The sequence below is a fragment of the uncultured Nostoc sp. genome, assembly GCF_964245445.1.
Taxonomy (GTDB): Bacteria; Cyanobacteriota; Cyanobacteriia; order Cyanobacteriales; family Nostocaceae; genus Nostoc.
Genome location: NZ_CAXTNE010000247.1, coordinates 1 through 11735 on the forward strand (window position 1 = coordinate 1; position 11735 = coordinate 11735).

General features: G+C 41.5%; 8 protein-coding genes. 3 read left to right on the forward strand and 5 right to left on the reverse strand.

What is annotated here, in order from left to right; genetic code table 11:
• Positions 1-179: 179 nt before the first annotated feature.
• A complete protein-coding gene (locus tag ACFE90_RS29725; RefSeq protein ID WP_109009404.1) occupies positions 180-584 on the reverse strand; it encodes a response regulator in 405 nt (134 codons plus the stop codon).
• A 322-nt stretch (positions 585-906) separates the two neighbouring features.
• Between ACFE90_RS29725 and gyrA the strand changes: the two genes are divergently transcribed.
• Positions 907-3408 carry a DNA gyrase subunit A gene (gyrA, locus tag ACFE90_RS29730; protein ID WP_375505960.1) on the forward strand — a complete coding sequence of 834 codons (2502 nt, stop codon included), beginning with the start codon at positions 907-909 and terminating at the stop codon, positions 3406-3408.
• 9 nt (positions 3409-3417) lie between these two features.
• Positions 3418-3882, forward strand: a complete 465-nt coding sequence (locus ACFE90_RS29735) for a GNAT family N-acetyltransferase (RefSeq protein ID WP_375505961.1) — start codon at positions 3418-3420, stop codon at positions 3880-3882.
• 7 nt (positions 3883-3889) lie between these two features.
• On the opposite strand, the gene ACFE90_RS29740 is transcribed toward ACFE90_RS29735, so the two are convergent.
• Positions 3890-4762 (reverse strand): class I SAM-dependent methyltransferase, encoded by an 873-nt coding sequence (locus ACFE90_RS29740; RefSeq protein ID WP_375505962.1) that lies wholly within the window; start codon positions 4760-4762, stop codon positions 3890-3892.
• A gap of 657 nt (positions 4763-5419) precedes the next feature.
• Here ACFE90_RS29740 and ACFE90_RS29745 point away from each other — a divergent pair.
• Complete coding sequence (locus tag ACFE90_RS29745) at positions 5420-5605, forward strand: chlorophyll a/b-binding protein (RefSeq protein WP_109009401.1); 186 nt, start codon at positions 5420-5422, stop codon at positions 5603-5605.
• 126 nt (positions 5606-5731) lie between these two features.
• Here ACFE90_RS29745 and rpoD read toward each other — a convergent pair whose 3' ends face one another.
• From rpoD to gyrB, 3 genes are all read right to left on the reverse strand, one after another.
• Positions 5732-6901, reverse strand: a complete 1170-nt coding sequence (gene rpoD / locus ACFE90_RS29750) for an RNA polymerase sigma factor RpoD (protein WP_094353188.1) — start codon at positions 6899-6901, stop codon at positions 5732-5734.
• Between the two features lie 1867 nt (positions 6902-8768).
• Entirely contained in the window at positions 8769-9377 is a 609-nt protein-coding gene (locus ACFE90_RS29755) for a fasciclin domain-containing protein (RefSeq protein ID WP_375505964.1), read from the reverse strand.
• A 254-nt stretch (positions 9378-9631) separates the two neighbouring features.
• On the reverse strand, positions 9632-11569 hold the full coding sequence (gyrB, locus tag ACFE90_RS29760) for a DNA topoisomerase (ATP-hydrolyzing) subunit B (RefSeq protein WP_375505963.1): 1938 nt from the start codon (positions 11567-11569) through the stop codon (positions 9632-9634).
• Positions 11570-11735: the final 166 nt, after the last annotated feature.

Genomic DNA, 11735 nt, shown 5'->3' on the forward strand with positions numbered 1-11735 from the left:
GAATTAATAACCAATGCCCTATGCCCCATTCCCCATTACCCGCTCCCTACTCCCCTCTCCTATTACCACTTGCCTAACAGTACCTTTTCGTAGTACATCTATACTAAACTGACTAAATACAAGAACTAGTCGCCCAAAAACGTTTGCGGGCGAGTATTCCTGAAATAAGTCGTTAATTCTCAGTGGTCGTCTGTGGGTAGAAGTGCGATGATTTGGTCAACAAACTGTTGATGGTCAACAACTGGCTTAGAAATGTAACCATCAGCGCCGCTTTGCTTGAGAAAGTTTTCGCGATCGCCTTCCATAGCATGTGCCGTCACTAAAATAACGGGTAAGTTTGCTGTTTTGGGATCAGATTTTAACATTTGTGTAATTTTGATTCCATCAACAGATTTACCTTGGTAAACGCTTCTAGACAGAGAAACATCCATCAAAATCAGGTCGGCTTCTCCTGATTGGGCAATTTTTATTACTTCTTCAACATTTTCAGTGTGTTTTACACCCAAGCCGCCACGCTTGGACAAAATTTTGGAAAAAACACGAGCATTAATTAGATCGTCTTCGACAATTAAAACAGTTTTCATGAGATTTTTAGTAATAGAGGTAGAGGTAAGGCGATTAGGCAATTCCAAATTTAAAATGAGAAAATGCAGTCATGGCAAGTATCCTGGCTATGGAGTCTATACAAATTAAGTGTGCAGCATATCATTCGATTAAAACAGCTACCTGCTATCTCTTTCCTTTTTAATAGTCAATGTACATCCTGTCATCAAGGATGATACTACTGCTTTTTCTTTTATGACTATCAATATTTTGTTAGGAATCCCATTTCATCCGTTATGCTGTGGTTGCTGCAATATTGAGTTCCGACGGCTTTAGTGTAGTTAAATTTCAGGGAAAAAACTCATGGCAAAACAGTTAAACCTTCTCTCAACGGGACAGGTAATTACAACAGCCCTGCATACCGAGATGCAACGGTCTTATTTAGAATATGCCATGAGCGTGATTGTCGGGCGAGCGCTACCAGACGTGCGTGATGGCTTAAAACCAGTGCATCGCCGCATTCTATATGCCATGCACGAACTCGGTTTAGTACCAGATAGACCCTATCGAAAATGTGCCCGTGTAGTGGGTGATGTGTTAGGTAAATACCATCCTCACGGCGACCAATCAGTTTACGATGCTTTAGTCAGGTTAGTACAGGATTTTTCTAGCCGCTATCCTTTGCTGGCAGGACACGGTAACTTTGGCAGTGTCGATAATGACCCGCCAGCAGCGATGCGCTACACAGAAACGCGCCTCGCAGCCATCAGCCATGAGGGAATGCTGACAGAAATTGGCGAAGAAACTGTGGAATTTGTCGGGAACTTCGATAATTCCCAGCAAGAACCAACGGTGTTACCTGCTCAGTTGCCGTTTCTGTTGCTCAATGGCTGTTCTGGTATTGCCGTGGGAATGGCGACGAATGTTCCACCGCACAATTTGGGGGAAGTTGTCGATGGGTTAATTGCCTTAATCGACAACCCAGATTTGCCAGATGAAAAATTATTTGAGCTAATTCCAGGGCCAGACTTTCCCACTGGTGGAGAAATAATTGGTGAGACTGGAATTCGAGAAGCATACACCACAGGTAAAGGTGGGATTCTGCTGCGGGGAGTTGCGACTCTGGAGGAAATTCCAGCCACAAGGGGAAGCAAGCGACGGACGGCAATTATTATTACAGAATTGCCTTATCAAGTTAACAAGGCTGCCTGGATTGAGAAGGTAGCGGACTTAGTAAATCAAGGTCGTTTGCAAGGAATTTCTGATCTTCGGGATGAAAGCGATCGCGAAGGGATGCGGGTGGTAATTGAACTCAAACGCGATACCAATACCCAAGAAGTTCTCCAGCATTTGTATCACCAAACTGCTTTGCAAGTGACTTTTGGGGCAATTCTTTTAGCAATAGTGAATGGACAACCCCGCCAGTTAAGTTTGCGTCAACTATTGCAGGAGTTTTTGAGTTTCCGAGAAGAGACGCTGAACCGTCGCTACAATTACGAGTTGGAGAAGGCCCAAAGTCGTGTGCATTTGCTGGAAGGTTTACTCAAAGCACTATCTAATTTGGATCAGGTAATTGAAATTTTGCGCCAAGCTCCCGATGGAAGTACGGCAAAAATAAACCTTTGTAGCCGACTGGATTTGAGTGAGGTACAAGGAGATGCAATTCTGGCTATGCCGTTGCGTCGCCTCACCAGTTTAGAACAGCAAAATTTGCAGCAGGAATTTGAGCAGATAAGTGAACAAATTAGATTGTTGGAGCTATTACTGAGCGATCGCCGAGAATTACTCAAGGCGCTGAAAAAAGATTTGCGATCGCTCAAGCGCAAGTACAACGATCCCCGACGTACTAAGCTAGCACCTACCAGCACCGATACAAGGATACAAGAGGACAAGGGAACAAGAGGACGAGTAGAGGAAGAAGAGGAACTTAAATCTTCTGAACCAGCAGAGGAAGCGGTTTTAGAATTTACCCAACGGGGTTATGTGCGCCGTACCCAGCCATCTGGGAGAAAGTCAAAAGGTGAAAATGGTCTGCATGATAATGACTTCATTATCCAAACTGTGTTGACTGACACAGAGAAAGACTTGCTAGTACTAAGCGCTAGCGGTAAAGTTTACCCTGTGAAGGTGGGAGAAATTCCCCCAACCACTGGACGTTCTCCACGGGGGAAACCTTTGATTACTATGCTCAGTAGTACTGCTCAAGGCGCTCAAGAAGCTGTAGTCAGCCGCTTTTTACTGCCGGAAAATCTCGAAACTAAGCAGATGATTCTTTTAACAAAAGAGGGACGGATTAAGCGGCTGTCTCTGGGAGAATTTACTAACTTGACTCGGCGCGGAATCACAATTTTAAAGCTCAAAGACGATGATGAATTGTCATTTACCCAGTTCACCAAACCAGGGGATCATCTGATTTTAGCTAGTTCCGGTGGGCGACTGTTGCGTTTTGCAGTCAATGATGAACAATTACCGATCATGGGACGCACAGCGATGGGTTTACAAGCATTTCGGTTATTGAAAAATCAGCAAATGGTTGGCTGTGTCACTGTTGGTAAAGATGACCAACTACTGCTAGTTACTCAAGAAGGATATGCCAAGCGGATGCCTGCGAGTCACCTAAGAGCGGCTAATCGCGGCGATTTAGGCACGCAAGCGCTGAAATTTGTCAGCAAAACTGACAACTTAGCTGGTATGGTTATAGCAACGATCGCATCTGGCGAGGTAGCTTTAGTGACGAATAAGGAGCGGGTAGTGCGGTTACCTCTGGAAACAGTGCCAATATTGGGCAGAGATGTTAAAGGTGAGAGTATCATCCAACTCAACCGCGATGAAAAAATTATCACCATTGCCGAAGTGCGATCGTAAATTAGGGTGATGTTCAACTTACGACAAGCCAACTTGGAGGATTTAGAGGCGCTGCTCCAACTGCGTCTCGAGCTCCTGCGGGAGGCTGGCGATATAAAAGGTAACTCTGACATCGCAAACCTAGCAAAAGCAACTCGAAAGTATTTTGTTGAAAAAATGCCGCAGAATGAGTTTTTAGCTTGGGTAGCTGAAGTGGATAGTCAAATTATTGCCACTAGCGGCTTAGTATTTTTTCAACGACCCCCCTACAACAGCAATCTCTCAGGCTTAGAAGCCTATGTTATGAACGTTTATACAATTCCAATGTGGCGAGGACAGGGAATTGCTACAGCACTCTTAAAAGAAATTATTAGCTTTGTCAGAGCAACTGAGGCAAAACGCCTCTGGCTTCACACCACTGAGGATGGTAAACGTATCTACGAAAAGCTTAGTTTTGTCTCGACTTCAAAAGAAATGGAAATTTTTTGGCACTAAAGAAAAATCAAGCAACATCGAGAGTAAGCGCGAAGACAGATTGAGCAGCAAGCATTCTCCTTACCACTTCTGGATCAATACCCAAAATTTCTAAGCAGCTTAATTCGTCTATTACGTTCAACATACTATGTTCTGTCACACGAAAACCTTGTTCATAAACAAACTGCCGTGCTTGATGGAGTGTGCCAAAATTATTATTTACTAAAGACCTGCCTGTAAGGTTAGTAACTGTTTGTAATAGCTTTTCTAAACCTGAGTCATCTTGTTGCGATCGCACTAAACTACCTGTGTCAATAAAATCAGGAGTAATCCAAACACCACCATAAGAGTGAAGCATATTGCGGATATTGGCACATACAAGTTGTTTTTCTACCAAAGTCAGATGTGTCAGCAATCCTTCACACAAAATCATCACTGGCTGTCCAGCTTTAAGTACAGAAGTACTCTTCCAAAATTCATTAGGACGGCTAGTAGCATCAATTTCTATAAAATGTAGGTTAGGACGTTCTCCCACTAGTTGCTGAATTAGTTGCTGTTTGCAACCAATCATCTGAGGCAAGTCACTTTCAATAAAGGTTATATTCGGATTGCTAGACATCAAAAGCCCACGCGGCAACAAACCAGATGCTAGTTCTAGAACTTGTGTGATTTGATATTGAGCTATGACTTGGTTGATGGCTTTATAACGAGCTTCCACGCGTGCGGTAAGCAAAACACTTTTGTCTTGATTTTGTGGTTGAGATACCTTTACCAACCCTTGCATCTCTATTAATTGTGCCAACTCCTTAGCATAAGGAATATCTGTGAACTGTCTAGCTAGACTAACCATGAAGGCAGTAAGGATAATTTTGTCAAACTCATTAGTTTGCTGCTTGTTCATAAATTTTTTTGATCTACTATCAAACAGTTTAAATATCAATTTATTAAATGAAAATTGCCTAAACTTATAAATTAGTTTTATTAAAAATAACTTTAACTTAACTATCTCGATGACAAAGCTAAATTAATAATTTTAGTGAGTGCGTAGACATAAAGCAGTCTTAATCACTTAACTCTTCACCCACAAGACTGGTAAACAAGGTACTTTCAACCTTGAACTGTAAGCATTTTGTACTCTAGATTCCTAACTTAATGCTAAAAAATATTAATTAAATCATAATTAATCCACATCTGTCTGTAATTGAAATTCCTGTTTTTCAACGAGTCTAGCCAGAAAAAACTACTTACATGATAAGATAATTAATAATTAATCTCAATAAATTAATATACTCTGCCAAAAGTCTTGAGTAGTTCAGGACTTAGGCACAAGCAACGAAAAATTGAACCGCAAAGGACATGGAAGAATAAGAGTTTAAGAGCTTTTTGCATAAGTCCTATAGTTGTATCCAAAGATAGATGTTTTAGTTCCTATTAATTCCTATTGTTCATGTCAAGCTATGGAAACAAAAGTATAAAAAATGTTGCCTTTATAAAAATATTTGTTATATTAGTTTACATAAGGCAATAAACCTTAAGAATTAAGTTTGGAGTCCTAACAATGACAAATGCAACCACAACAAAAGTCACTACTCCCGTAATTGAAGATCGCAACGCTTGGCGTTGGGGCTTTACCCCACAAGCAGAAATTTGGAACGGCCGCTTGGCAATGATTGGCTTTTTAGCAGCCGTTTTGGTTGAGCTTTTTTCTGGTCAAGGCTTTCTACATTTTTGGGGCATTCTATAAGTTTTAATATCTAAGATGACCTATAAATAAAAAAACCTGGAGTGCTAATTCACTGCCAGGTTTTTTATTGTTTTGTCATTTGTCATTTGTTTATTCACTAATGACCAATGACTAATGACTAATTGACTACCGAATATACTCTTTGAGAACGCTGTTACGATTTGGGTGGCGTAACTTGCGGAGTGCTTTCGCCTCAATTTGACGAATGCGTTCGCGGGTGACGTTGAAAATCTGTCCGATTTCCTCAAGAGTCTTCATCCGACCATCATCCAAGCCGTAACGTAGTCTGAGAACATCGCGTTCACGAGGACTGAGACTATCGAGGACTTTTTCGAGGTCTTCGCGCAGAAGATTTTTGGAAACTTGGTCTTCTGGCGTTTCACCATCGGATTCAATAAAATCGCCTAACCGAGAATCTTCTTCTTTACCAATGGGTGTTTCTAATGAAATGGGTAACTGGGCAGATTTAGCAATAAACCGCAACTTCTCAATGGTCATTTCCATGCGAGTGGCGATTTCTTCTTCGGTGGGTTTGCGACCCATTTCTTGAGACAGTAACTTGGTAGTTTTCTTAATCCGAGAGATAGTTTCGTAAAGGTGAACTGGAAGGCGAATTGTGCGGGATTGATCTGCGATCGCGCGGGTAATTGCTTGACGAATCCACCATGTAGCATAAGTGGAGAACTTATAACCTTTTTCGTGGTCAAACTTTTCAGCGGCACGAATCAAACCGAGACTGCCTTCCTGAATTAAGTCTTGGAACGACAAACCACGATTCATGTACTTCTTGGCAATTGAAACTACAAGACGGAGGTTAGATTGCACCATCTTATCTTTCGCCCTGCGACCAACATGGAGGCGATAACGAAAAGCTGGCAAAGGTAGTTGTACTGCTTCTGCCCATTCACTATCTCTAGGATCGCGATCTAACTGCTCACAGAGTCTTTCTCGCACCCTCTCTAATTCCAGCAAATCGGCTATTTTCCGCGCCAATTCGATTTCTTCGTCTGCCCGCAACAGCCGAATTCTACCAATTTCTTGCAAGTAAAGCCGAATTGAATCTTCAGTGTAGTGCTTTTTCTTGCTTTGTGTCCGACGACGCGATTTAGCGGCTTTTCCAGACTTTGCGTCGTCCTCATCAGACTGAGGCTCTAAAAATTCCTCGTCACCTTCATCGATGATCAGCAAGTCCTCTTCATCGTCTATTAAGAGTTCTTCTAACTCGAGCTCAGGCTGATTCATTATTTCTAGGTCAGGCTGATATATGCTTTCGAGTACGTTGTTAGCCTGGTTCATGCCGCGTTCCTCATGCTCCTTGCAGAATCAATTACTCAAGATGTGTTTACTGCTCTTTTAAACGAGCTATTCATCAATCGAAAATAACCTTTTTGGCAGATTTGCCAGAGATATTTTCGGACGTTTTACACCTCCGGTCGGAGGTTTTTTACTTTAGTTTAAGCGATTACTAAAAGTGACTTGCTCATCTTAGTAAATGTTATGTGTGTTGCTATCACACACTGCTTTCAACTAACTGGTCAAAAAAAAGACTTGCCTTTATCAAAAAACTTGCCACTTTATACTAAATTAATTCAGACTTTTGGCAGATTTTCCTAGAAAGACTCTTCCGATTGTAGCCTGTTTCACAGAAATTGCACTCTTTTTGTGTATTAATCATGAACTTCTAAAGCAATTATTAGCCACTATTACCAAAAAGACATTAAAAACGGGAGTTATACCCTTAAATTTTTCTCTACTTTTCAGAATTGCAGTGACCCTCTTATTACATTACAAAGTAAGTACGTTTGCTTTCACCGAATTTCATGTATTTTACACAACATTCATTACTTAGAAAGAGTGAATTTTATGTTAACTCAGACGTTTCGTCTTAATCTACCCATTTTTACATTTCCTTCACAAATTACGCATTCCTTAGACTAAAGTGGGTCTTGACCTTGGGTAAATACAACCAGGGTGATGGTGTTTGCCTTAAAGCGGTTAACCTTCTGCGTACTAATTACCTTAACTGAGGAGTTGAGGCTTTGGCAGAATCGACCTGATAGCAGATCAATTTCGGTTTAACTAATTTGGTCTTATTCACACGTTAACGCACTGTGGCGATTTCAGCCCTATGAAACTTGACAAACTTTTCTTATTGTATACAAGGATATTTTAATCAATACAAAAAGAATTTGTCCTGCGAACTCGCCAGTATAGTCTTATTTAAGGCAAAAGTTCATTAGATACATCCGATACAATAGCGATCGCTAAGGCAGTACATGAAGATCTTAACAAGTTTGCTGCCAGATGGTGTCCGCTTCCAGTAGGCATTACCTCCAACAAAGATAAAGACAGAAGATTGCCTAATGATTTGGTTACAAACTTTACTTACGTAAATTTATTGTAAACTTCAATACTTCTATTTCAGTAAATTTCTGTCATCTTATTATAAGAAATCCTCAAAATACTTATTAATTGCTGTTTGATAGATGAGATTTAGTTATTTTCTTAAAGCATAACAAATGTGTTTCTAGCTGGTGGACAAAATAAATCAGCCAGTCAGTGCAAAGAGTATTATCTTAACTAAACTTTCATAAAGTTGGTAGTTTAGCTAACACTAAAAGATTGAATTTTTGTAAAATATTGACAATCAGCAAATTATATGGTCATTAATTAACTGAAAAATTGAGAATTTTTATAGTTATGTTGCACTAGCCTAGCGCTTATGTGGTAGAAGAACCTAGTTTTTTAATTGATTGTTAGCGTCTAGTTTTCGCTAGAGGTAGGTTTAAAAGCATTGGTGTCAACTTAAGTAAGCTAGAAATCGCTTATCTGTTGGCTTCCACGCCCGCCCAGAAATGAATTTCAGCGGCTCATAGCCAAAGTCTACTTCAGTAGACTAAAGATTTTTTAGATTATTTAGTCATCAGGAGATGACTTGAGCTATTAGCGCGACATGAGTTTTACATTAAGTTGACACCAATGGTTTGAAAGCCACCCCTACCGAAAACTGGAAACTGTAAGCAATCCTTGAACTAAGTAAGTCGGTGCAATAAAACCAAACTGTGTGAAGAAAAGTAAATAAGGCTCAAACTCTTTCTCCCCCTGCTCCCAGCAATAACTGCCCCCTGCCTTATCCCAACAATAATCATTTACGCCGACCTGCTTACGGTGGTGTTGGAGTGGTTTTTAAACTTGGGGGAAAATTAGGTGGCAGAAGTACCTGGTCAACTATATGAACGATGCCGTTGCTAGCTGGGATGTCTGGCTGAGTCACTTTAGCATTGTTGACTGTGATTGAGCTGCTGGCACGATCAACCGTGATTTGAACGGGACTACCTTCAATTGTTTTAACTTGTCCAGATGTCAATTGCTGGGAGGTAATTCCCCCAGGTATAACGTGATAAGCCAGAAGCTTGACTAATTGTTGTTTGTTTGCTGGCTGTAAGAGTTGATCTAAAGTAGCTTTTGGTAAAGCAGAGAAAGCGGCGTCAGTAGGTGCAAATATTGTGTAAGGGCCTGGTTTAGCAAGCTGTTCAGTTAAGCCTGCTGCTTGCACTGTTTGGATGAGGGTTTGAAACTGTCCTTGACTGGCTGCTGACTTTGCCAGTTCTGCTAAATTTTGGGTGGCAATGGTGGGAGTAGGGGTTGGCGTGACAGGAGGGACAGTTGCTGTAGGAGTTTCGGCAGGTTGAACGCAGGCAGACAGAGCAATCAAGCTACTTATGCCAATAATATTGAACAATATTTCTACTATGCCTTTGCTCACTTTCATAGCTTTGTCTAAAATCCAGTTAAATAAGGAATTATTGACAATATCTAATGAATTTATAGATATAGTCACTCATCTAACGACATAGTTTGTAGTCTGAAAAATATTAATACAAAAGATTTATATGTTTCTTAGTTTGTCATCATCCAAAAGAGATACTTTTTATAGCAGTTTTGCATATAAAAAAGGTAATGGGTGAAAACGTATCACCCATTACCAATGTCAAAAATTATTGGAGTCGTGCCAGAGAATCGATATTAAATATCTAAATCGGTGAAGTTGAGTTTAGAACCATAGGTTTCGATGAATTCTCGTCTGGGGGCGACGCGATCGCCCATTAAAATTGTGAAGATGCGATCAGCTTCGGCGGCATCCTCAATTTCGACTTGCTTCATTTTACGGGTTTCTGGGTTCATTGTCGTATCCCAGAGTTGTTGTGGCATCATTTCACCCAAACCTTTGAAACGTTGGATGGTATAGTTGGCGTTAGCAGGAAATTTGGCGATTGTTTGATCTTTTTCGCGATCGCTATAGCAGTACTCATGATTACGTCCCCGTTCTACTTTAAATAGTGGGGGACAAGCAATATAAATAAAGCCTTGTTCGATGAGCGATCGCTGATATCGATAGAAAAATGTTAACAACAAAGTCCGAATGTGCGCCCCGTCTACGTCAGCATCTGTCATAATGACTATCCGGTGATAACGCAATTGGGTGGAATCGAATTCATCACCTTTGACACCTAAACCAAGTGCTGTAATTAACGATTGAACTTCGTTATTTTTATAAATTTTAGCGTCGTCGGTTTTTTCAATGTTGAGAATTTTACCACGTAGAGGCAAGATCGCTTGAGTGCGGCGATCGCGTCCTTGTTTTGCACTTCCACCGGCTGAGTCCCCTTCCACAATGAATATCTCAGATTCGCCAGGGTCACGAGAGCTACAGTCTGCCAATTTCCCAGGTAATGGCGAAGATTCCAGTACAGATTTGCGTCTGACTAATTCCCGTGCATGACGCGCGGCTTCTGCGGCTTTGAAAGCTTGGATAGCTTTGTCTAAAATTGAATCTGCGATCGCCGGATGAAATTCTAGGTACTCGGTGAGGACTTCTCCTACCAAAGAATCAACGATCCCTCGAACTTCAGTGTTACCGAGTTTGGTTTTGGTTTGTCCTTCAAATTCTGGATCTGGGACTTTAACGGAAATTACCGCAGTCAAACCTTCACGGACGTGTTCCCCACTGAGGTTAGGTTCATTCTCTTTAATTTTATTGCGCTTGCGAGCGATTGCATTTAATGTCCGAGTCAGAACCGCCTTCAAGCCTTCTAAGTGCGTACCACCATCCACGGTACGAATATTATTGGCAAAACCTAACACATTATCCGTGTAAGCATCAGTACACCACTGTAAAGAAACTTCCACTTGTACGTTGTTCCGTTCTCCCTGCACATAGATAATTTCTTCATGCAACGGTTGCTTCTCACGGTTCATGTACGCGATGTACTCTTTGATCCCACCCTTGTACTCGTAGGTTTCTACCTTGGGTGTATCGCTTTTTAGTAGTTCTAAACGGTGGTCAGTAAAGGTAATTTTGACACCTGCATTCAGATACGCCAATTCCCGTAGGCGACCTGATAAAGTAATGTAATCAAACTCAATGCTATTTGTAAAGATTTGGGTATCTGGCTTAAAAGTAACAGAAGTCCCGGTTCTAGCTTCTTTGTAAGGTTTGACTTGCAGATCGCTAACTGGGATACCGCGTTCGTAGCGCTGAAGATGAACCTTTTTATCTCGCCAAACCGTAACTTCTACAACCTCAGACAGGGCATTAACAACAGAAACACCAACCCCGTGCAATCCTCCAGAAACTTTGTAACCACCGCCACCAAACTTTCCACCTGCGTGCAGTACCGTCATTACGGTTTCCAAAGCCGATTTTCCGGTGCGCGAGTGAGTATCGACGGGAATACCGCGACCATCATCTGTTACAGTTACTGAACCATCAGCGTTGATATCCACCTCTATATGAGTGCAATGACCTGCCAAAGCCTCATCGATTGAATTGTCCACCACCTCGTAAACTAAATGGTGGAGTCCTCGCGGCCCAGTGGTACCAATGTACATTCCTGGTCTTTTGCGGACGGCTTCCAGACCTTCCAGAACTTGAATCTGATCGGCACTGTAACTGCTCGTCATGTAAACTCTCCTGATGCGTGGGGTTGAAATCGCCTAAAGGCAAATAAAAGCAAAAACACTCCAAAATTGTAACACAAAAGCCTTGCTGGCGTCTGTGGGGCATTTTCAAGAGAAGTTTATACTGGGGTTGCACTACCGTGGAAGAGGGGCACGGGGAGCAGGGGGC

Coding starts and splice junctions, on each gene's coding strand:
- ACFE90_RS29725 (WP_109009404.1), bottom strand. CDS start 584: ATGAAAACTGTTTTAATTGTCGAAGACGATCTAATTAATGCTCGTGTT.
- gyrA (WP_375505960.1), top strand. CDS start 907: ATGGCAAAACAGTTAAACCTTCTCTCAACGGGACAGGTAATTACAACA.
- ACFE90_RS29735 (WP_375505961.1), top strand. CDS start 3,418: ATGTTCAACTTACGACAAGCCAACTTGGAGGATTTAGAGGCGCTGCTC.
- ACFE90_RS29740 (WP_375505962.1), bottom strand. CDS start 4,762: ATGAACAAGCAGCAAACTAATGAGTTTGACAAAATTATCCTTACTGCC.
- ACFE90_RS29745 (WP_109009401.1), top strand. CDS start 5,420: ATGACAAATGCAACCACAACAAAAGTCACTACTCCCGTAATTGAAGAT.
- rpoD (WP_094353188.1), bottom strand. CDS start 6,901: ATGAACCAGGCTAACAACGTACTCGAAAGCATATATCAGCCTGACCTA.
- ACFE90_RS29755 (WP_375505964.1), bottom strand. CDS start 9,377: ATGAAAGTGAGCAAAGGCATAGTAGAAATATTGTTCAATATTATTGGC.
- gyrB (WP_375505963.1), bottom strand. CDS start 11,569: ATGACGAGCAGTTACAGTGCCGATCAGATTCAAGTTCTGGAAGGTCTG.